We start from the raw sequence: 21,943 nt of genomic DNA on the forward strand, positions 1-21,943 counted from the left end.
AGTACCAAGGCAACAGTCACTTCTTTTAGGCACTCAAAATCCAAGAATTGTAAAGGGAGGAGCTGATGGTAAAGTTATTCTGTGCAAGTACAAGCATTTGCTTGTCCCCTGTAGGTTTTTATAGTTCACTTGAAATCATGCACACAAAAGCGGCTTTACCTATTACTCTTTTAGACGGCAAGCAAACTTTGCCTATTATTGAAGCTTATTTTGAGTTTAATCATCTTAAGCATCTGTATCGTCAAGGTTGGTTAAAGCACGGTATTGAGCCAAAGTATTGTGAAAGTGTTGCCGAACACTCGTTTTGTGTTGCGCTATTAGCTTTATTTTTAGCTGATGAATATCACCTTGAGTTAGACAGAACCAAGGTTATTCGTATGGCTTTAATACACGATTTGGGAGAAATATATGCAGGCGATTTTACTCCAAAAGATGCAATTCAACCAAATCAAAAATATCAACTAGAAAAGCAGTCTATTGTTCAAGTACTAAGTAAACTTCCTCATGGATTAGAGTGGATCGATTTATGGGAAGAATACGAAAAGGGGCAATCTGCTGAATCACAGTTTGTTCGCCAACTAGACCGATTAGAAATGGCTTTACAAGCAAGTGTATACGAACACCTTGGGCTAGGCAATTTATCAGTATTTTTTGAAAGTGCCAATCAGGCTTTGTCAGCACAACAACTCAAATCTATATCCAGAGGGCTAGAAGACTTAAGAGATTAAACTCAAGCCAGCCTGCCAAACTAGGAGAAATGTAGGCTGCTGGGTTAGTGACAAGATATTCAGTCGCATAAACTTTGATAAAGATATTGATGGTGAATGCCACGATTGTTAACGTGAAACCCTTTTAAATTAAGCTTTTTCTCGTTACAAGGCTCTGTTGTAACGCAATTCCTAGAGGCTCTGCCTCCAATATTTTAACGGGAGGCAGAGCCTCCCAAAATGCGTTAAGAGCCCGGAGGCTCTTAACGAGCCGGCACAAGAGTTTGCTCTTAACAAGCGTGCCATTCGGCTATAAGTAATTGAAATATAAAAATCAAATTGTAAATTACAAAATAGAATATATTTACGCAATAATATTAGGATAGAAAGCGTTTTCTTACATCCTAATTCAAGTTTTTTTTAACGATTGACTATTAACTAATCACTGCAATCATCAAGCCAAATGCATAAACACCATTTTCAGTAAATCTGCACGACTAAAAGGCTTAGTTAAATATCCAGATGCCCCGACAAATCTTGCTTTTACTCTGTCAATAAATCCCTTGTTTCCCGTTACCATGATTATGGGAGTTTTTTTGAACATTGAATTATTTCGGACAATCCTGCATAATTCATAACCATCTATGCCTTCCATATTCAAATCCAGTAAAATTAGGTCTGGCTTATGCCGAATAATCGACATAACTGCTTTCAGTGGATCGTTGATTGTCACTACAGAAAAATTTTCATCTTCTAAAAACCGGCTAATTTCTTTCAGGATGGTGGGGCTATCATCTACAGAAACAACTTTGTAGATTTTTCGATGAGTTGAATTAGCAGGAGTTTCTATATCATGTCCTGAGTTTCCATTATTATTAGGTTTAGATGTTGCTAATTCTTGAACTTCTTCTTTTTGAGGAGAAATCGGCGTTTTTCGCTGATGAGTAACTCTGTTCTCAACAGAAATAGTGGGCTTCTCTTTGGAGATGGTGCTACTTGATGCTACTGCAGAATCAACTAGTTTAGTATTAGCTGATTGGGCGACATAAGTAGAAGCTTGTTCTAAATCTGGAAATGTCTTTGGTAATTTATCAAAGGGAGGGTCTGGTTCATGCAATAATATTGTGCCATTTAAAATATGAGGGTATAATATTCTAGCCAGTTGGACTTCGTCTTGATTCATAATCACTGACAGATGCCGCAGACTAAAACCCTTCATCCACTCAGTTAACTTAGGGTCTATTCCTGATAAATTCTTTTGACTGTTTGTGGTTTTAATTAACAAATATGGACGCTGATAGGGAGAAGAAATTTGGGGACCTAATGACTGCCAATTCTGCAACTTTTGTTGGCAGCGTTCCACAATTTTTTCTACATCCAGCTTGCAAATGGTTGGAACTCGATAATGAGAATCTTTTAATGTAAAAGTTCCATGTTTGATTAAAAGATATGGCTCAAGCACTTCTTTGACCAATTCTTGGATCAGCACAGCTGCTTGTGTAGAATGTAGGTATCGTTCACTAACTAACCAGCAAATAGCTTGGTACTCAGGAGGGAGTGGAGGGGGAATTGACTGTTCTCTGGTATGATTTTTATATTCAACTGACTGACTTTTTGCGTCTGGTTCAAACATCAAACGTAATTGAACACGAACTTCAGCGATGATGTTAGGAACATGATGGCTCAGGCGACGCAAATGACGTTCAAGTCGGTCAAAGGGTTCGACTGAATGGGTGGCATAAGTTATTCTCCCCTGCTCTAAATAGATTGACCAGGAAACGGAGTTGCTGAGGACTTGTAAACAAGTACTCTCAGAACAATTAGATAGATGTCTCAATAAACTGAGGGGACGTAGTTTGCTGAATGTGCCAAAATTATTCATTTCTTTAGAGATTTACTGGAAAATAAGACCGATTGTTTGAATTTTCTTTCTTATCGGTAAATAAGGTATTTCGTTTACCTCGATATTTCCCTATAAAGAAATATTCTTAGAATCTGATATTGTATACATATATTACAAGCTGTAGAGGTAACATTATAGCTAGTATGTTACATTTTCCCGTAACATAGCTAACGAAAGAATTTTTCAACTTATTTCAATTTTAATTAATTAAGCAAGGTAACGAAGGCGTAGCTATCCTACTGATTTTATGAACTCTAGTTAATTGCTTTTATCTAAAATCCTACCTTTCTACATCGAATCTTTAAAATTTTGTGTTAACTGACGTACTAATTTATTGTATTCTATACGTGTTATGTATAAAATTTGCTTGTATTTCGCGGTAGGCAATGCCGACTCCTAGTTGGTTCAGTTTTACAGGGATATGTCTCTGGTAAGATTTCAGAAATTTGTAAAAAAATTAGCAGCAAAATTTTGTTTAACAAATAGTAAACTATCTAGGATTAAACAACTTACATATAGTTTCGTTAGTGCTATAAACTATATACTTTGAGGAAAAGGAAAGCTTCGCTTTGGACTATAACATAACACGAAAAGTTATGCCTGATACATTAAAACTTGATGAAGTAGTGGAGTTTGCGGAAAACCCAGAACCGCGTTGTCCTTGTGTACTTCTCCTAGATACATCTGGGTCAATGCAAGGTATGCCAATAGATTCATTGAATCAGGGGTTGCAGACTTTCAAGGAAGAATTAACGAAAAATTCCTTGGCAGCAAGGAGGGTTGAAGTAGCAATAGTTACTTTTGATAGTCATGTAAATGTAGTACAGGACTTTGTGACTGCTGACCAATTCAGTCCGCCGATACTGACAGCACAAGGACTGACTACGATGGGTGCTGGAATTCATAAAGCTTTGGATCTGCTCCAAGACCGCAAAGCTCAGTATCGCACTAACGGCATTGCTTACTATCGTCCTTGGGTGTTCATGATTACTGATGGTGAGCCGCAAGGCGAGTTTGAAGATGTTGTAGAGCAAGCAGCGCGGCGTTTGCACGCAGACGAAGCGAGTAAGCGTGTGGCATTTTTTACTGTAGGAGTAGACAATGCGAACATGACACGTTTAAGTCAAATAGCTGTACGTACGCCATTGAGGCTCGAAGGGCTGAATTTTGTTGAAATGTTTGTTTGGCTGTCAGCTAGTATGTCAGCTGTTTCTCATTCCAAGGTAGACGAACAGGTAGCACTACCACCGATTGGTTGGGGTTCTGTTTAGTAATGATATGGCGCAATGCTCATGCAAAGAGCAGCAACGGAAGACTATCATATGAACACTTATAGACAGATACCTCATTGGCGGGTAGTAGCCGCATCGGTCTGTGGTACGAGCCACTTAAAGAACAAGCAGTTGTGTCAGGATGCTCACCACTGGCAGATTTTGCCAGATAATATTTTGGTTGTTGCTGCGGCAGATGGAGCTGGATCTGCAAGCATGGGTAAGCTGGGAGCAATGGTTGCTGTGGAAACAGCGATAGAAAACATATCAATCAAAGAAATCTCAGGGCGAACCCTAGTCGATGATGATGCTGTGCGATCGCTTTTGCTTGAGGCAATAATCGCTGCCAAAAAAGCTGTTGAGGAAGAAGCTGTTGCTTGTGAAAAGCAGCCATTGGATTTAGCAAGCACTTTGATTATTGCAGTCGCGACGCCAGAAGTTGTAGCAGTGGCACAAATAGGGGATGGTGTGGCGGTAGCGAGGGATGCTCAGGGAAACCTAATTGCACTGACTATGCCTGATAGTGGAGAATATATTAATGAGACAGTTTTTTTGACCTCGCCGACAGCCTTAGATGCTGCTCAACTTAGGGTATGGCGTCAAGCGATAGTCAACGTTGGTGTCCTCACTGATGGACTACAAATGCTTGCGATGAATATGGCTGTGGGTGCGCCTCATAAACCGTTCTTCCTTCCTCTGTTCGACTTTACAGCGAATGCTGATGATAAAACAGTGGCAAAGGAACAGTTGGTGAGGTTTCTGCGTTCGGATCGGATTACCCAACGTACAGATGATGATCTCACATTAATCATTGCTGCTTTAAGCAATTGATTGGAGAATTCGTCTGTGCCAAAGTGTATACATTTATAACGTATCCATAAATTATATCATGCAGGTACTACGTTGTCTTTCTAACCAAAGAATTAATAATATCAACCTTACCGTAAGTTTGGGACGAGGCGGTGAAGCGTGTATATATACAGTGCCAACAGATGCTGGTTTAGTGGCAAAAGTTTATCACAAGCCAACACCTGCCCAAGCTCGCAAATTGCAGGTGATGCTTGCCCACCCGCCGGAAAACCCAACCGCCAGCTTGGGGCATATTTCAATAGCATGGCCCATTGAGTTGTTGCACTCAACCGATGCAAGCGCTCAGGTGATAGGGTTTTTGATGCCACGCATTCAGGGAATGCGTCCAATCATCGACTTTTATAATCCTAGAACTCGCCGCCAGCACTGTCCTTTGTTCAACTATCAGTACTTAATCCGCACAGCTCGCAATCTAGCTTCGGCTTTTGCGGCGTTGCACGCCAGTGGGTACTGTGTTGGGGATGTGAATGAGTCAAATATCCTTGTCAGTGACACAGCATTGGTGACAATAGTAGACACCGATTCATTCCAGGTACAAGATCCAAATAGTGGAGTGGTTTATCGGTGTCATGTAGGGAAACCAGAATTTACCCCACCAGAACTTCAAAACAAAACCTTTGCTCAGTGCGATCGCAATTTTACCCACGACGTGTTTGGGTTAGCAGTGCTGATCTTTCAACTGTTGATGGAAGGCACACACCCATTTTCCGGCATTTATCAAGGAGCTGGTGAACCTCCAACCTACGAAGCACGCATTGCAGCAGGACATTTTACCTACAGTCTCAAGCGGCGTGTACCATACATTCCCACACCGATTGCACCTCCTTGGGATATTCTTCCCCTAAGCTTGCAGGAACTGTTTGTACGTTGTTTTGAGGAGAGTCACAACGATCCGCAGCTACGCCCCAGCGCTCAAACTTGGCTCACGGCGCTTGCTGATGCCGAAAATTGCCTGATCACCTGTACTGTCAACCCCCAGCATCGCTATAGCAACCACTTGGACAAATGTCCTTGGTGCGAACGTACTTTGCGATTAGGTGGACGTGATCCATTCCCATCTATAAAAGCAATAGCAAATAGAGAACATTTACAACCGCGAGTACAACCCAAAAGACGCCAAGTTCAAGTTCCTCGCACACCGCAACCAGCGATTCCATTTCCCCGCACCAATTATCGCCCTCCAGTTGTTCCGCAAAATATTTCCTACTATAAACCTCCTAAAAAGCGGAAATTATACCCTATTGTTTTTTGCTTGGTTGGTCTTTTTGGCGCTTTAGGGTATTTGGATTTAATGGTTAAATTTACAAATCGCCCCTTTCTTGCCGAAAGTCCTTACGCTCAGCAAAATTTGATTTCTTTGGCAAAAGACAAGATTAAGAATAATAAAAATTTTGCCGATTACTACAAGCAGGGACATGCTTCATACAAAGTCAAAGACTACGAAAAAGCCATTGAAAATTTCAGTCAAGCAATACAAAAAGAGCCAAAACATCCAAAAGCTTATGTCAACCGTGGCAATGCTCACTACAACCTAAAAGAGTACGAAGCAGCACTTGCTGATTACAATCAAGCAATTGGCATCAGTCCTAATGAAGTGAAAGCTTATGTCAATCGCGGTAATGCCCGCTATATGCTTGCCGAATATAGCAGTGATCCAGACAGAGAATATAACTTAGCAATTGCAGACTATAACAATGCCCTGCGTCTCAATCCAAATGAAGTAGAAGCATACATCAGACGGGGTATTGTTCGCTCCCAAATTGCTAAATATAGTGGTGATTCTCAACAGGAATATAAAAAAGCAATTGATGACTTCAACCTAGCACTGAACCTTAATTCTTCAAGGGCAGAAGCATACTTTCAGCGAGGTTTGGTGCGTTATCAAGTTGCCCAATATAGCAGCGAGTTTGAGCAAGAATACAAACAAGCAATTCAAGACTTTAACCAAGCATTGAATATCAATTCAAAACTGGCAAAAGTCTATCTAAAACGAGGCGTTGTCCGTTACGAACTTGCACAATATGGAGGTGGCAAATCTAGTCAGTACCATAAGCAAGCAGTTGATGATTTACAAACAGCTGCCAAAATATCTCTCGAACAAGAGGATATGGATAATTATCAACAAGCATTAAGCAGTATCTGTGTTGTCGTTGAAAATAAATGTGATACTTTTTTGCAAACCACAAATGTATCGCAACAAAGCAACTAATACCAATTTTCTCTAAACTTGCACTTAATACTTACTCTTTAACTCAGCCGCGTACTTGGCGTCTAAAGCCCTCCGGGCATGCGCCTTCGGCGTAGGGCGGTTTATTTAAGAAATATTAAGTGGTTCTTCATGGGGAATTGGTACAAGTACAGTTTCTCGTAAATCTGTAGCGTTATAGCTTATAATTAGGGTTTCAGGGAGAGTAGGCTTGTTCCTTTCTGTCTACCACACTCTTTGATAAAAATTTTTCAAAAAACTTGTGCAATTCTGTACTAAGAACAAGTTAATTGCAGAGAAAATTAAGCTGTTCCACCACGAGGCTTAACAGTTTTGCTGTTTATTATATTTTGTATTTTGAAGAATGACAACGGTTCTCCGTAGGGTGGGCATTGCTCACCAATACTTCAAAAATCACTCACGTAATTTTTTATAGGCAATGCCCACCTTACAATTTTTAGTCTAATCATTTGAAAAAGACTATATATAGCAGGTTATTTCTTGTCATTTTGAAATAGTAAGAGTCGGTAATTTTGTATTTTTTAGAAACTGCCTAAATACTGTTATCTCTAAATTTCAGGTACTTACAAAGCTTATTCATTTTTTCATACTTAAGATAGATTTATTTATCTGAACTTCATACTAAAGTGCCAATTTGCAGTTAGATTATATACTGAGAAAATTGAGAAATCAATTTTTCTCTCTTCAGTCCTAAGATAGTTGATTACTCATCTACCTGAAAACCTAGAGATAATCCCATGAAAGCAGTGATTTTAGCTGGAGGGCTTGGTACACGCTTAAGTGAAGAAACTAGCGTTAGACCCAAGCCTATGGTGGAGATTGGCGGTAAGCCAATATTATGGCATATTATGAAGGTTTACTCCACCTACGGCATACATGACTTTATTATATGCTGTGGTTACAAAGGTTACGTCATTAAGGAGTATTTTGCCAACTACTTCTTACATATGTCAGATGTTACCTTTGATATGCGATTTAACCAGATGAATGTGCATTCGGGTTACGCAGAACCTTGGCGTGTCACCCTAGTAGATACGGGTGATAATACAATGACCGGCGGACGTTTGAAGCGAGTCCGAGAGCATATTGGCAATGAAACTTTTTGCTTCACCTACGGCGATGGTGTAAGCAATGTCAATGTTGGAGAACTCATTAATTTTCACAAAGAACAAAAGAGTTTAGCAACAATGACAGCAGTTCAACCACCAGGACGCTTTGGTGCTCTTGTCTTAGGACACGAACAAACAAAAATCACAAGCTTTCGCGAAAAACCAGAAGGGGATGGAGCTTGGATTAATGGTGGTTATTTTGTGCTAGAGCCTGAAGTCATCAATTTAATAGATGATGATTCCACTATTTGGGAGCAGACACCATTAGAAAAGCTGGCAGAAATGGAAAAGCTATCTGCTTACAAGCATAATGGCTTCTGGCAGCCAATGGATACTTTACGAGATAAAAATTACCTCGAGGATCTGTGGAAGAATGGTAAGGCTCCTTGGAAAGTATGGTGAGAAAAAAAGAAGATAGAAGATAGAAGATAGAACATACAAGATATAAAAATCACTTCATTCTTCACTCTTGTTTTTTCTCTCAGCATTTTTGATTTTTCACTCTTCATTCTTGACTCTTCACACTTCGTATTCCCAGGAGCTATAGTACTGATGTATGATTTTGCGATTATAGGTGGAGGAATCGTTGGTCTTTCCACCGGGATGGCTTTAGGTAAACGCTATCCCAATGCTCGCATTCTGGTTTTAGAAAAAGAAAGCAATTGGGCTTTTCACCAAACCGGCAACAATAGTGGCGTGATTCATTCTGGCATTTACTATAAGCCGGGAAGTTTCAAAGCTAAATTTTGTCGTGACGGTTGTCTGTCAATGGTGGAATTTTGCCAAGAACATGGAATTGACCATGAAGTTTGCGGCAAAGTGATAGTTGCTACTGATGAAAAAGAGTTGCCTCGTCTAGAAAATCTTTACAAGCGAGGTTTTGAAAATGGCATAGACGTTAAGAGAATTACTCCTGAGGAAGTCAAAGAAATTGAACCTCATGTCACCTCCGTTGGGGGAATATTCGTTTCTTCAACTGGTATTGTCAACTACAAGCAAGTTTGCCTCAAGTATGCTGAAATTATTAAACAGCAGGGAGGAGAACTGCGTCTCAATACAAAGGTTGAAAAAATAGTTACCAGTGGCAACCATCAGGTATTAGAAACTAACACTGGTACCTTTGAAACTCGCTTTGTGATCAATTGTGCTGGATTGCATAGCGATCGCGTTGCCAAAATGGGTAAAGCCGATCCGAAAGCAAAAATTGTTCCTTTCCGGGGAGAATATTACGAACTCACACCAGAAAAACGTTATCTGGTGAAAGGTTTGATTTACCCAGTTCCCAATCCTGATTTTCCGTTCCTAGGTGTCCACTTTACGCGCATGATTGATAGCAGCGTACACGCTGGACCAAATGCAGTTCTTAGTCTTAAGCGTGAAGGCTACAACAAAACCGACTTTAACTTGCGTGATTTTGCAGAAGTCATGACTTATCCTGGTTTTTGGAAACTCGCGGCAAAACACGCTGACGAAGGAATCCAGGAAATCATTCGTTCCTTTAGTAAAGCAGCCTTCACCAGAAGTTTGCAAAAACTCATTCCTGAAGTCCAACAAGAAGATTTAGTTCCCACCCATGCTGGTGTTCGCGCACAAGCACTGATGAACGATGGTAAACTGGTGGACGACTTTTTGATTGTTCAAGGTCAAAACTCCGTCCATGTTTGCAATGCTCCTTCCCCAGCAGCAACATCTTCCATCGAAATTGGCAAAGCTATTGTCGCCCAAATTCCTGAGCAATCGCATCTCAAAGCTGTAGTCAGTCAGCTCTAAATATTGTGTTTGCCTGTGCTTTTTTGCAACATTATTTATTATTTAATTTCATCTAGCACAGGCATTGTTTCATGTGAGAATACCTAAACTTAAGGAGAATAGGTATAACGAACTGCTTCACAGTTGCGGCGTTATTCACTTCACAAATTCTCCCAAAGCCTGGTATGCAGGATTGGCAGAACAATCTAAACACCCTAAAAAACATTTGTTCTTGCAATATCTTGACATGACAGACGGGTCTGGCTAGCGAGATAGCATTTGAAGACGGCTTTGGAGAAAATTTATGAAAGTAACATCGTTGACAACCTCAAAACTTTAAAAATGATGTGTTACGGTGCATAACAGATGTACACAAGGTGAGTGAGGCGATAATTTATGCTGCCATCAATACATCATAACTACATCGCCTAAACTACCCTAACCAGAGTGACGCACCGTACCTCACTAGGGTAATTCATTTACAACATGAAATCGAACTTCAATAGGAATTGAAAACAATGAAAATTCTAGTCACTGGTACTGAAGGTTATCTTGGTAGCTTATTACCTCCCTTGTTAATCGAACGGGGACATGAAGTTATCGGAGTAGATACTGGTTTTTATAAAGTGGGTTGGTTGTACAACGGTACTCAGGTCACAGCCAAAACTCTCACTAAAGATATTCGCCATATCACCGTAGAGGATTTAGAAGGTGTTGATGCCATAGTCCACATGGCTGAACTGTCGAATGACCCCACTGGACAGCTCGCACCACACATCACTTACGAAATTAACCATAAAGGTTCAGTTCGTCTTGCCGAATTGGCAAAACAAGCAGGTGTGCGTCGCTTTGTGTATATGTCTTCGTGCAGTGTCTATGGCGTCGCTACCGAGGGTGATGTCACAGAAGAATCTGCTGTCAATCCCCAAACCGCCTACGCAGAATGTAAGACTTTAGTAGAGCGAGATGTCAAGCCACTCGCTGATGATGACTTCTCTCCGACCTTTATGCGGAATGCTACTGCCTTTGGTGCTTCCCCCAGAATGCGCTTTGATATTGTTTTAAACAATTTAGCAGGTTTGGCATGGACGACCAAAGAAATCAAGATGATCAGTGACGGTACACCTTGGCGTCCGCTCGTCCACGCGCTGGATATTTGCAAAGCAATTGTTTGCACAGTGGAAGCTCCTCGTGATATCGTACACAACCAAATCTTCAACGTGGGAGATACAGCAAACAATTATCGAGTCAAAGAAATTGCCGAAATTATTGCCGGAGTTTTCCCTGATTGCAAATTGAGCTTTGGCGATCAGGGTGCAGACAATCGCAGTTACCGCGTATCTTTCGAGAAAATTAACACCGTTCTACCTGGCTTTAAGTGTGATTGGAATGCACAGCGGGGGGCGCAGCAGTTGTATGATTTGTTCTCACAAATCGATATGACTGAAGAAGTTTTCTTATCTAGAGGCTTCACTCGCTTGAAGCAGCTAGAGTATCTCATTCGTACTCAGCAAATTGACAAAGATTTCTTCTGGAGTAAGTAAAGTGCCATAATGGCTGAAAAGCCATCAAGTAGATGGTTTGACGGTGATGTTCATCAAAAAAAGTTTCTAGTTCACAGTTTGGGTTCAAAATTTATTAGCGCGCATAAGTTCTACGTATAGTGGAGAATTTGAATTATCAACTGTGGACTATAAACCCAAGGTGAACATTCCGAACAATCAAACTGTTTTAACTCCGTCTGTAGAATTAATCTACAATCAGGGTTTTCATCTTCAAGTTTTGTGTAAATGCCGATTCGACTGTATTAGAATTATCTCGTCTACCAAGTGTTTGAAACGGGGCTATATTCTATCACAACTGTGTATCTATTGATAATTTTTCCTAAATAATAAAAAACAAGACTGTTTGGAGAATTATTTTGCACCCCAAGCAGATATATAATAACCTGCTATCTGTGGTATAGCAGGTAATCACATATGCAAAATCCAGAGCTACCCAATCACTATTATGTACATTCCAGCATGAATAAATTACTCACTATTGCCATTCCTACTTATAATCGTGCCGAACGACTTGATAAGCAATTAGCATGGCTTGCTCAAGCAATCATTGGCTTTGAATCTGATTGTGAAATTTTTGTTTCAGATAATTGTTCAACTGACAAAACTCAAGAAGTCATTAAAAAGTGGCAAACCAATCTCAGTCATATCACATTTAAATCCAGCAGAAATTCTGAAAATATTGGTGTGATGCGGAATATCATTCATTGCTTAAAATCCGCAAAAACCAAATATGTTTGGACAATTGGTGATGATGACCCCATTCAAGATAGAGCAGTTCCTTATGTGATCAGCAAACTCAAACAACATGAGGATTTATCATTATTATTCCTCAATTTTTCTGGCCGTAACCAAATCACAGGTGAACCAGTACACCCACCTACAATAGTGGGTAACCGTTGGTTTGATGTTGATAGTGAAGATGGGAATGGTGACGGGAAAGCTATATTTGAACACTGTTTTGCGAAAAGTGTTGGCGCAGTCATTTTTCTAACTGCTTCGATATATCGCACTGAGTTGGTACAGCGCGGTCTTCAAATCTGGCAAGAAGCTGAGAAAAACTGGATTTCTTTAGCATATTTAGCTGGGTATTGCGCTGCTAATGGTAGGGTAATTGTTACTAAAGATACCTACGTTGAATGTATTGTTGGTGTAAGTTATTGGCAAAAAGATCCAAAATCTGCACTGTTAATGCAATATAAACACCAGTCTGAAGTTGTGATGAAACTAGGGGAGAACGGATACTCTAAGCAATTTTGCCGTAAGATGATTTGGAAGAATTTTAAAGAAGCTAACTTGAGAGTTTTCTTGGGTGCTTTAAGAAGGTGGCCGATATTCACGCTCCAAATAATTGTTCCCTTTTTGACTTTAGTAGGTATGTCTGTTTTTGAGGCAGCAACTACTAGAGAATTCAAAATGGTAGAAACAAGCGAACAGCCTGCTCAAAACCTAGGAAAATATCCAGGGTAAGCAGGAAATCAATGACTAAGAAAAAACCAAATTTACTAGAAGGTGTTATTCCATGCTTAAAACTATTATAAACAGAATATCTGAACTGAAATCTGAGTTAGGTTATAGATCTGCACTTTTGAACCATGCAGGAAAATTGCCTGCTCTGGAAGAAGGCGATCGCGTCATTGTTGATGCTCTCAAACGCGATGGAGTTTACGTGACAACTCTGGAGAAGTTGGGGTTAGGTTCTACATCTGATCTTCTCCAAGCATCTCACACTCAATTATCTAGAATGAAGGATGCAAATAACAGCAACCTAACGCAAAGACTGCCACAAATTTACACAGTGACAGACTTACCAGAATTTTCCTACTGGGGTCGGGAACAAAAGCTGCTTAACATCATCGAAAATTACATCGGTCTTCCTACTGCCTTTCAAGGCGTACATTTACGCAAAGACTTTCCCAACGAAAATCAGTTTGGCACACTGCTATGGCATAAAGACTCAGAAGACCGCCGGATGGTCAAAATAATTATTTATTTGACCGACGTAGAAGAGAAACACGGTCCTTTTGAATATGTTCCCTTATCTTTGACCTCCTTGTCCACCTTAAATTATTATCGGATTTACTACAAGCTTTGGCGCTCAGGCTACATAGGTATCACTGATGAACAGCTTAAAGAAGTCATCCCAGAACACAAATGGAAATCATGTCCCGGACCTGCAGGTACAGTCATTTTTACAGATCCAAAAACTGCTTTACACCACGGAACCCTAAGGACAGAAGAAAGGTCAGCACTGTTTTTTGTTTACACTGCAAACCCACCGAAACGACCAGAGCTTTGCACCCAGTACTGGGATGATACTTTTGCCAAACCAGATTTATCTCAAGAACTTGATTCAGTGAGAGTTCTTAGATAGTGTGCTTGTCCCGCCCTTAGAATTTCTTCGTGTTGTTTGCGCCTACCCAAGAGGTAGGCGCAAACAACACGAAGGTAAATCAGGAATTACCTAGTGCCACTGTGTAGTCATAATTCAAAGAGAGTTTCCCCATGATTTTTACCGAAACCGAACTTAAAGGCGCGTACATCATTGACCTAGAAGAGAAGCACGACCATCGTGGTTTCTTTGCCCGTACCTTCTGCGCTCAAGAATTTGAGGCGCATGGTTTAAAGCCAACGGTTGCCCAATGCAATCTGTCTTTTAACCACAAAAAAGGAACCCTGCGGGGAATGCATTATCAAATTCCGCCAGCAGCAGAAACGAAATTAATTCGCTGTACCCAAGGCGCTATCTATGACGTGATTATTGATATGCGTCCTGAATCTCCTACTTATCTTCAACATGTCGGTGTGGAATTAACAGCAGAAAACCGTCGCGCCTTCTATGTTCCAGAGATGTTCGCTCACGGCTATCAAGCACTCACAGATGGGGCAGAAGTTGTGTATCAGGTTGGTGAGTTTTATACACCAGGATATGAGCGGGGATTACGCTATAATGACCCATTTTTCAATATTCAATGGCCTGTGGAAGTGACTGAAATTTCCGAAAAAGATCAAAATTGGCCTTTGATGACAATGATGACCGTTGGGGGAAATGTTTAATTCTTAGTGATCAGTGGGCAAACTACTAATAATTCACGACTAACAACTAACAAGCAAATATCAACACAGGAGTTTCACCAAATGATTATTGTAGATCGCGCCTTACAAGCCCGCGCCGAAGCAGGTAACCCCATCAAAGTTGGAATGATTGGTGCTGGCTTTATGGGACGGGGAATTGCCAATCAAATTAAAAATTCCGTGCCTGGTATGGAGTTAGTTGCTATCTCCAACCGGAGTGTTGATGCAGCCAAGCGAGCATATTCGGAAGCAGGGATTGAAGATTACAAAGTCGTTTCTACCGTCGCTGAATTAGAAGACGCGATCGCCCACAATCAGTACGCAGTCACTGAAGATGCAATGTTACTGTGCCGTGCCGAAGGTATCGATGCACTGATTGAAGTCACAGGTGCGGTAGAATTTGGCGCTCATGTCGTGCTTGAGGCGATCGCTCATCACAAGCATGTCATCATGATGAACGCGGAACTCGATGGTACCATCGGTCCGATTCTCAAAGTTTACGCCGACAAAGCAGGAGTCATCCTGACCGCTTGCGATGGCGATCAGCCAGGGGTGCAATTGAACCTTTATCGTTTTGTAAAAAGTATCGGCTTAACTCCGTTGTTGTGTGGTAACATCAAAGGCTTACAAGATCCCTATCGCAATCCCACCACACAGGAAGCATTTGCCAAACGTTGGGGTCAAAAAGCTCACATGGTCACCAGCTTTGCCGATGGCACAAAAATCTCCTTTGAGCAGGCGATCGTTGCCAATGCTACAGGTATGACAGTTGCCAAACGGGGAATGCTGGGATACGACTTTAACGGTCATGTCGATGAAATGACCAAAATGTATGATGTCGAACAACTCAAAGAACTGGGCGGCATCGTTGATTACGTAGTTGGCGCAAAACCAGGTCCAGGGGTATTTGTATTTGGAACTCACGACGATCCAAAGCAACAACACTACCTCAACCTGTACAAGTTAGGTGAAGGACCGCTCTACAGCTTTTATACTCCTTACCACCTCTGTCACTTTGAGGTGCCATTGTCTGTTGCTCGCGCTGTCCTCTTCCAAGATTACGTCTTAAGTCCTTTAGGAGGTCCCTTAGTAGATGTTGTCACTACCGCCAAAATCGACCTAAAAGCTGGCGAAACCCTAGATGGTATTGGTTATTACATGACCTACGGACAATGCGAAAATTCCAACATTGTCCAAGAGCAAAACCTCTTGCCGATTGGTTTAGCGGAAGGATGTCGCCTCAAGCGAGATATTCCAAAAGACCAAGTCCTCACCTATGACGACGTAGAACTGCCTGAAGGTAGACTGTGCGACAAACTGCGATCTGAGCAGAACGCTTATTTCGCTCAATCAAAAACCTTGGCAGCAGTTTAGATAACTAGGTTAACCGAAGTCAACCCATACTTGATGTTATGGTGTTGACTTTGGTAGCAAAAAAGCCATAGGTTGAGTAGTAAAGAATCTCTTATTTGACGCAAAAGTTATGCAAAGGTTATGAGATTCTTATTTCGACAAGTTGATGGCATCCCAAGCATTAACAATGGTTCACTACTCTTCCAACTCAGTATATTTATGCCAACTAAATTAGCTCAGCGTACAGTCAATATCGTTAATCGCCTAACACACAAAATTCAAATCCGTCAACAAATCCGCCGGAAGGTTTCACTCCAGCCAGATAAGCCAGCCATTGGTAACGTACTGATCTCATACGTTGTTGAACCATTTCTTTTAAAACCTGGCGAACCTATTCGGAATTCCCACACCCATTTTTGGGAATGTTACCAAATGGCACAAACTTTCTTGGACATAGGCTACTGTGTTGATGTTATCCAATATAACAACGATATATTCTTACCTCAAAAAGAATATGCATTCTTTATAGAAACTCGTTCCAACCTGCAAAGGTGTGCACCATTCCTCAATAAAGATTGTGTAAAAATATTCCATGCTGACACCGCTCATCTTTTATTCCATAATGCAGCAGAAGCCAACAGACTGTTAGCACTACAGCAAAGGCGAGGCATAACTCTGGGTCCTCGGAGATTTGAACCACCTAATCAAGCTCTAGAACACGCCGATTGTGCCACAGTTCTGGGGAATGAGTTTACCATGAGTACCCTGAAATATGCAAAAAAACCGCTTTACCGCGTTCCCATTTCTACACAAGTAGTTTATTCATGGTCAGAAGAAAAAAATTTTGACGCTTGCCGCAAGAATTTTCTCTGGTTTGGTAGTGGCGGTCTAGTTCACAAGGGATTAGACTTAGTATTGGAAGCCTTTGCTCAAATGCCTGATTGCCATTTAACTATTTGCGGACCAATAAGTAAAGAACAAGATTTTGTAAAAGCTTTTTATAAGGAACTTTATCAAACCCCTAATATTGACACTATAGGATGGATTGATATAAACAGTCAGAAGTTTAGAAATATCCTTAACAACTGCGTTGGCATTGTCTATCCTTCCTGTTCTGAAGGTGGTGGTGGCAGCGTAATTAATTGTATGCATGCAGGGTTAATACCAATTGTTAGCTATGAAGCTAGTGTAGATGTGGAAAAAGATTACGGTGTCATCCTAAAAGACAGTTCGATACAAGAAATTAAGCAAGAAGTCCAAAAAATTTCCACTCTGCCTAAACAAGAGTTAAAACAGATGGCAAGAAGAGCTTGGGAAGTTGCCAGAGAAAATCATACCAAAGAAAAGTTTGCAGAAACTTATAGAAATACTATAGAAAAAATTCTGAAAAATCATTCTCATAAAAACCAGGTATTGATTCATGCCTAAGATTCCATTATTAGAACAACTTAGCTTACGTGTCAACTTTCAAGTTCAAGAACTCAATAGTAAAGTTGGTCACTGGATTTTACGAGTAAAAAGCAAACCACTCACAGTCAGCCAAAAACCAGCTACTATCCTTACGAAATATTTATGAAAAATTAATATTATAAAAATAACCTTTTAGTATCTTGGAAACAAATAGGGTCATAAATCAGATTTGGAAAATAATCTCTTAGCTGTGGGTGCAGTGTTCAGAGCCAACCTATCATTTGTAGATAATTGTATAAAGTAAATCCACAAAAAATATATGAAAATTGCCTTAGTGCATGATTATTTAACCCAAAAAGGAGGGGCAGAGCGCGTTTTTGAATTGCTCTGCAAGCGCTACCCCGAAGCAGACGTTTTTACTTCCTTATACGATCCTGAACAAACCATTGATTTAGGAGAGCGTATTGTTAAGACAACTTTTCTGCAAAATATTCCCAGAGCAGCAAAGTATTTCCGGTTGATGGCTCCTTTCTATTTTCCAGCCTTTCGCGCCTTAGATTTGCAAGAATACGACCTCATTATCAGCAGTAGCACCAGCTTTGCCAAAGCAGTGCGAAAGAACCGAGACGCACGCCACATCTGCTTTTGCCATAATGTTACCCGTTTTTTGTGGGATACAGAAACTTATTTACGGGAGTACGGAGACTATCGATATTTTGCTCCATTAATCGAACAAGTCTTTCAAGTGATGAGAAAGGTAGACCTTGCCTGTGCACAGGAACCTGACCTTTACATTGCTAACTCCAGCATTGTCGCTCGTCGTATTCAAAATACCTACGGCAAAAAAGCCATTGTTATTAACTATCCTATAGACACGAGTAAATTTGTTTTTTCAGATACAAAAGAAGACTTTTATCTTGCCTCAGCTCGGATGATCAGCTACAAGCGTCTTGATATAATAGTCGAAGCTTTTAACTGGCTGGGATGGCGGTTACTGATATCAGGAAATGGTCCAGAAAAAGAGAGATTAAAGTCCAAAGCATTAGGCAATATTGAGTTTTTAGGACACGTAACTGATACACAACGCACTCAGTTGTTTTCTAAAGCCAACTCTGTTATAGTTGCTGCCCTAGAAGATTATGGATTAGTTCCTGTAGAGGCAAATGCCAGTGGAACACCTGTTATTGCTTTTGGAGCAGGTGGGGTGTTAGATACCCAGATACCTGGTAAAACAGGGGTCTTTTTTAAGAGGCAAACACCCGAATCACTGCAAGCTGCACTACTAGAAGGCAGGGAAATCTATTGGGATTACGAAAACATTCGTAATCATGCTGTAGCCAACTTTTCAGAGGAGGCTTTCTTTAATAAGGTCGAGCAAGTTATTGAACAAGCTTGTACCGTAAATACATTATTCAATTAATTTGTTAGCTGAGGGATAGTAAAGGTGGTTCAGAGCAGCCTAAGTCCATATGTGAATCCAGTTACTGAGTCAGAACAGGGTTACGGACAACTGTTTGCGGTTTTAATACGTAGATTTCCTTGGTTTTTAGCAGCGTTTGTGGCTTGTATTGCAGTAGCAGGTGTGATGACAAAAAGGACACCTGCTACCTACAGAAGCTCAATGCAGCTGTTGGTAGAACCTAACTATCAAGGAAGGAAAGAAGGTGGTAGTGGTGTAGACAGTCAATTTACCGACCCTACTGTTCAAGTAGACGCTGCAACCCAACTGAGCTTAATGCAAAGTTCTGGTCTGCTTCAAAAAGCAGTTAATCAACTCAAGCCCCAGTATCCAGACATGACCGTAGGTCAGTTGAAAAGCGCTTTAGTTTTAAGTCAAATCAAAAATAAGGAAGATAATGTTGCTACTAAAATATTTGAGGTGCAATATACCGATAAAGATCCAATTAAAACACATGAAGTTTTGGATGCAATTCAAAAAGTTTATCTAGAATACAACATCGAACAGCAGGACAAGCGCTTAAAAGATGGTCTGAAAATTATCAGCGCTCAGTTAAAGAAAGTAAGCGATGAAGTGAGAAAGGCTGAGACTAACTTGCAAAGGTTTCGCACATCTCAGAAATTAATAGATCCAGAGACACAGGCGAAAGCCAAACAGGACGAATTGACCAGGATTGAGCAAGAGCGCGGCACAACTCGTTCTCTGTATCAAGAAGCGTCTGCTACGTATAAAAAATTACAAGAACAACTTCAAAGTACTCCACAGAATGCCCTCGTCGAAGCTCGTCTGAGCCAGTCTAGTCGCTACCAAGCATTACTGAACGAATACCAAAAAACAGAACTATCTTTAGCACAAGAACGCTTGCGCTTTACAGACGAGGCTCCGAACGTGCAGAAGTTGGTAGATCAACTTCAAAGCCAAAAAGCATTATTGCAGCAAGAGCAAAAACGAACCTTAGGGGGAGAGTCTGCTCCATCTAGTAGCCAAGCACCGTCTCTCTTACAAAAAGGACAGAAGAGCGCAATTGACCTCAACCTCGCTGCGAAATTGGTGGACACACAAACCACAATCGTGTCTTTAAGCGCTAAAGACCAAGTTCTGGCGAAGAAAGAGCAACAACTACGTGAGGAACTCACAAAATTTCCCGCGATTTTAGCTCGCTATGGTAGCTTACAGCCCCAGATACAACTTAGCCGCGAAAGATTGCAGGAGCTTTTGAAAGCAGAACAGCAATTGCGACAAGAAATTGCCAAGGGAGGATTTAACTGGGAAGTTGTGGAAGAACCCCAACCCGGTGCACAGTTAGGTCCAAACCTGCAGCAGAACCTGATGCTGGGTGCGGTAGTTGGGTTGATGTTGGGAGGTATTGCTGCCTTTGTCCGTGAAGCGGCGGATGATTCAGTTCACACCACAGCTGAGTTGGAGAAGCAGGTTGCCCTACCGATATTGGGAACAACTCCCAAGTTGCCACCTGCTAAAAATAGAGAATCAGTTATTAAGTTACCTTTAGGGAAGCCACAAGTCCCTGCTCCTTGGACAATTCAGGTATTGCAATCTCCACCACGTTGGGAATCGCTAGATCTAATTTATAAAAACATTGAACTTTTGAACTCTGTTTCTTCGTTCAAATCTTTGATGATTACCTCAGCTTTATCAGATGAGGGGAAATCAGCTCTAGCATTGGGTCTAGCAATGAGTGCTGCTCGTTTACATAAACGGGTACTGCTGATTGATGCCAACTTACGCGATCCCAGTTTACACAAACAACTCAATCTTCCCAACGAACAGGGGCTTTCTACTTTACTAACAAGTGACGTCTCTATACCCAACCAAATTAGTATCCAGTCCTCAGGCTCATCTTACATCGATATTTTAACCGCTGGACCAACGCCTGCTGACCCAGCTAATCTGTTGAGTTCCCCTCGGATGCAGCAACTCATGGCAACATTTGAGGAGAACTATGACTTGGTACTTATAGATGGCACTCCAGTTCTTGGCTTAGTGGATGCTATGCTTACGGCATCATCGTGTCGTGGCGTGGTTATGGTAGCCAGCATTGGTAGGGTGACTAGAACCCAACTTACGCAAGCGACAGCCATGCTGAGCAGGTTAAACTTACTAGGAGTTGTGGCAAATGGGGTATCAAACTCTACTAGTACATACGTTCCATATGCACAGCAACACCGCTTTGCACTGCAACAAGCTATGGAGAAATAAAGGGTACAAAGGTATAGGGACAGGGCAAACGCATCTAAATTTGGTGTCTAGGTACTTGACGAAAACTCTGATTTATGTAAAAAACGATAAAATCAGATTTCTCGCTCTCCGGCATTGTGCTTACTTATAAAACTTAAGTCAGAAATAGAACTCAAGATGATGTTAGTAAGCATTGCTTAATGCGATTATTTCAGGCTCTATTGAGAACAGAGTCTTGTTAATGACAAGATGCATTTGCCCTGGGTATAGGGAGGAGGCGTCTGCAACGACGCAGTAATGCTCTGTAAGACCAAAGGTGACTAATGCCTTTCCTCAGCCCAAAAATCCCATCGCATAAACGGCGTGGGAGTGTCAATAAACAACAAAAATGCAATCCTCAATGCGGTATATGCCCCTCAGCGTTGGCATAAGCCGTATTTTTTTATAGGGGCAAGAGTGTCAGCATAATTCGTAATTGATAACATGTCCATCAATGAAGCAAGACAAGGACCACAAGGACCACAAGGACCACAAGGACCACAAGGACCACAAGGGAGAATTTGCTTCCTTGTCTCCCCATCTCCCAAGTCTTGGCTTGTCTGATAAATCATTGCAAAAGATCTAAGAATGAAAGCGCACTAGGGAAGCTAGCTGTCCCTTGATAAAATCTAGGTAAAACTGTGGAAATCTATCAGAAAACTTACCATAAAGCGCTCACGTTTTCGCAATTTCGGCCCTTTCTTACAAATAAAGAGTACAAAAGCGATAGTGGCACCCAAGCCGAAATTGCGACGGTGAACCAGTTTGATTCAGGGTTTTCATAAGGCACTGTCTAACGAGTGAGTCATGGTTTATGACAAAAAAATAGTCACAATTACGATTGGCTTTCACTAATGTAGTAAGTTAGCGTACCATAAATAACATAATTATTTCTTTCTAGGTATCATCTTTTCTTATGTAGGTAAAAAATATAGCGGTTCGGGGGTTGAGTGCAATACATCAGGAAATAAGAACCACAGATGGACACTCATGGAACACAGATAAATTTGTAC

The 21,943-nt window shown here is 41.1% G+C and carries 16 protein-coding genes; 15 read left to right on the forward strand and 1 reads right to left on the reverse strand.

Annotated elements, in window-relative coordinates; translation table 11 throughout:
- Positions 1–65: 65 nt before the first annotated feature.
- Positions 66–728: an HD domain-containing protein gene (locus AACT52_RS11805; protein WP_233153921.1), complete on the forward strand. Its 663-nt coding sequence runs from the start codon at positions 66–68 to the stop codon at positions 726–728.
- 433 nt (positions 729–1,161) lie between these two features.
- Here AACT52_RS11805 and AACT52_RS11810 read toward each other — a convergent pair whose 3' ends face one another.
- A complete protein-coding gene (locus AACT52_RS11810; protein ID WP_073631074.1) occupies positions 1,162–2,589 on the reverse strand; it encodes a response regulator in 1,428 nt (475 codons plus the stop codon).
- A gap of 617 nt (positions 2,590–3,206) precedes the next feature.
- Here AACT52_RS11810 and AACT52_RS11815 point away from each other — a divergent pair.
- The 14 genes from AACT52_RS11815 to AACT52_RS11880 all read left to right on the forward strand — a co-directional run bounded on the left by AACT52_RS11815 (position 3,207) and on the right by AACT52_RS11880 (position 20,912).
- The gene (locus AACT52_RS11815) at positions 3,207–3,881 is read left to right on the forward strand and encodes a vWA domain-containing protein (RefSeq protein WP_073631076.1); all 675 of its coding nucleotides are present in this window, start codon (positions 3,207–3,209) and stop codon (positions 3,879–3,881) included.
- 51 nt (positions 3,882–3,932) lie between these two features.
- Entirely contained in the window at positions 3,933–4,712 is a 780-nt protein-coding gene (locus AACT52_RS11820) for a PP2C family serine/threonine-protein phosphatase (RefSeq protein WP_073631078.1), read from the forward strand.
- Positions 4,713–4,770: 58 nt separating this feature from the next.
- Positions 4,771–6,960, forward strand: a complete 2,190-nt coding sequence (locus AACT52_RS11825; RefSeq protein WP_073631080.1) for a tetratricopeptide repeat protein — start codon at positions 4,771–4,773, stop codon at positions 6,958–6,960.
- 755 nt (positions 6,961–7,715) lie between these two features.
- The gene (gene rfbF, locus AACT52_RS11830; protein WP_073631082.1) at positions 7,716–8,489 is read left to right on the forward strand and encodes a glucose-1-phosphate cytidylyltransferase; all 774 of its coding nucleotides are present in this window, start codon (positions 7,716–7,718) and stop codon (positions 8,487–8,489) included.
- Between the two features lie 150 nt (positions 8,490–8,639).
- Entirely contained in the window at positions 8,640–9,857 is a 1,218-nt protein-coding gene (gene lhgO, locus AACT52_RS11835; RefSeq protein WP_073631084.1) for an L-2-hydroxyglutarate oxidase, read from the forward strand.
- A gap of 497 nt (positions 9,858–10,354) precedes the next feature.
- The gene (locus AACT52_RS11840) at positions 10,355–11,380 is read left to right on the forward strand and encodes an NAD-dependent epimerase/dehydratase family protein (protein WP_073631086.1); all 1,026 of its coding nucleotides are present in this window, start codon (positions 10,355–10,357) and stop codon (positions 11,378–11,380) included.
- A gap of 480 nt (positions 11,381–11,860) precedes the next feature.
- On the forward strand, positions 11,861–12,868 hold the full coding sequence (locus tag AACT52_RS11845; RefSeq protein ID WP_073631199.1) for a glycosyltransferase family 2 protein: 1,008 nt from the start codon (positions 11,861–11,863) through the stop codon (positions 12,866–12,868).
- A 52-nt stretch (positions 12,869–12,920) separates the two neighbouring features.
- Positions 12,921–13,772 carry a phytanoyl-CoA dioxygenase family protein gene (locus AACT52_RS11850; protein ID WP_073631088.1) on the forward strand — a complete coding sequence of 284 codons (852 nt, stop codon included), beginning with the start codon at positions 12,921–12,923 and terminating at the stop codon, positions 13,770–13,772.
- A 131-nt stretch (positions 13,773–13,903) separates the two neighbouring features.
- A complete protein-coding gene (gene rfbC, locus AACT52_RS11855; RefSeq protein WP_073631090.1) occupies positions 13,904–14,455 on the forward strand; it encodes a dTDP-4-dehydrorhamnose 3,5-epimerase in 552 nt (183 codons plus the stop codon).
- Positions 14,456–14,536: 81 nt separating this feature from the next.
- Complete coding sequence (locus tag AACT52_RS11860; protein WP_073631092.1) at positions 14,537–15,847, forward strand: NAD(P)H-dependent oxidoreductase; 1,311 nt, start codon at positions 14,537–14,539, stop codon at positions 15,845–15,847.
- Between the two features lie 120 nt (positions 15,848–15,967).
- Positions 15,968–17,254 (forward strand): glycosyltransferase, encoded by a 1,287-nt coding sequence (locus AACT52_RS11865; RefSeq protein ID WP_337251580.1) that lies wholly within the window; start codon positions 15,968–15,970, stop codon positions 17,252–17,254.
- Positions 17,247–17,402 (forward strand): hypothetical protein, encoded by a 156-nt coding sequence (locus AACT52_RS11870; protein ID WP_158054613.1) that lies wholly within the window; start codon positions 17,247–17,249, stop codon positions 17,400–17,402. The genes AACT52_RS11865 and AACT52_RS11870 overlap by 8 nt, the downstream gene beginning before the upstream one ends.
- 153 nt (positions 17,403–17,555) lie before the next feature.
- Positions 17,556–18,656: a glycosyltransferase gene (locus AACT52_RS11875; RefSeq protein WP_073631093.1), complete on the forward strand. Its 1,101-nt coding sequence runs from the start codon at positions 17,556–17,558 to the stop codon at positions 18,654–18,656.
- A 24-nt stretch (positions 18,657–18,680) separates the two neighbouring features.
- Positions 18,681–20,912 (forward strand): GumC family protein, encoded by a 2,232-nt coding sequence (locus AACT52_RS11880; protein WP_073631095.1) that lies wholly within the window; start codon positions 18,681–18,683, stop codon positions 20,910–20,912.
- Positions 20,913–21,943: the final 1,031 nt, after the last annotated feature.

The sequence above is a fragment of the Scytonema sp. HK-05 genome (assembly GCF_963872035.1).
GTDB lineage: Bacteria > Cyanobacteriota > Cyanobacteriia > Cyanobacteriales > Nostocaceae > Kalymmatonema.

Excerpts from the sequence above, each read along its gene's own strand:
- AACT52_RS11865 (WP_337251580.1), top strand. The coding sequence starts at position 15,968 with ATGAGATTCTTATTTCGACAAGTTGATGGCATCCCAAGCATTAACAAT.
- rfbC (WP_073631090.1), top strand. The coding sequence starts at position 13,904 with ATGATTTTTACCGAAACCGAACTTAAAGGCGCGTACATCATTGACCTA.
- AACT52_RS11825 (WP_073631080.1), top strand. The coding sequence starts at position 4,771 with ATGCAGGTACTACGTTGTCTTTCTAACCAAAGAATTAATAATATCAAC.
- AACT52_RS11845 (WP_073631199.1), top strand. The coding sequence starts at position 11,861 with ATGAATAAATTACTCACTATTGCCATTCCTACTTATAATCGTGCCGAA.
- AACT52_RS11875 (WP_073631093.1), top strand. The coding sequence starts at position 17,556 with ATGAAAATTGCCTTAGTGCATGATTATTTAACCCAAAAAGGAGGGGCA.
- rfbF (WP_073631082.1), top strand. The coding sequence starts at position 7,716 with ATGAAAGCAGTGATTTTAGCTGGAGGGCTTGGTACACGCTTAAGTGAA.
- AACT52_RS11810 (WP_073631074.1), bottom strand. The coding sequence starts at position 2,589 with ATGAATAATTTTGGCACATTCAGCAAACTACGTCCCCTCAGTTTATTG.
- AACT52_RS11820 (WP_073631078.1), top strand. The coding sequence starts at position 3,933 with ATGAACACTTATAGACAGATACCTCATTGGCGGGTAGTAGCCGCATCG.
- lhgO (WP_073631084.1), top strand. The coding sequence starts at position 8,640 with ATGTATGATTTTGCGATTATAGGTGGAGGAATCGTTGGTCTTTCCACC.
- AACT52_RS11815 (WP_073631076.1), top strand. The coding sequence starts at position 3,207 with ATGCCTGATACATTAAAACTTGATGAAGTAGTGGAGTTTGCGGAAAAC.
- AACT52_RS11840 (WP_073631086.1), top strand. The coding sequence starts at position 10,355 with ATGAAAATTCTAGTCACTGGTACTGAAGGTTATCTTGGTAGCTTATTA.
- AACT52_RS11850 (WP_073631088.1), top strand. The coding sequence starts at position 12,921 with ATGCTTAAAACTATTATAAACAGAATATCTGAACTGAAATCTGAGTTA.
- AACT52_RS11870 (WP_158054613.1), top strand. The coding sequence starts at position 17,247 with ATGCCTAAGATTCCATTATTAGAACAACTTAGCTTACGTGTCAACTTT.
- AACT52_RS11860 (WP_073631092.1), top strand. The coding sequence starts at position 14,537 with ATGATTATTGTAGATCGCGCCTTACAAGCCCGCGCCGAAGCAGGTAAC.
- AACT52_RS11805 (WP_233153921.1), top strand. The coding sequence starts at position 66 with ATGGTAAAGTTATTCTGTGCAAGTACAAGCATTTGCTTGTCCCCTGTA.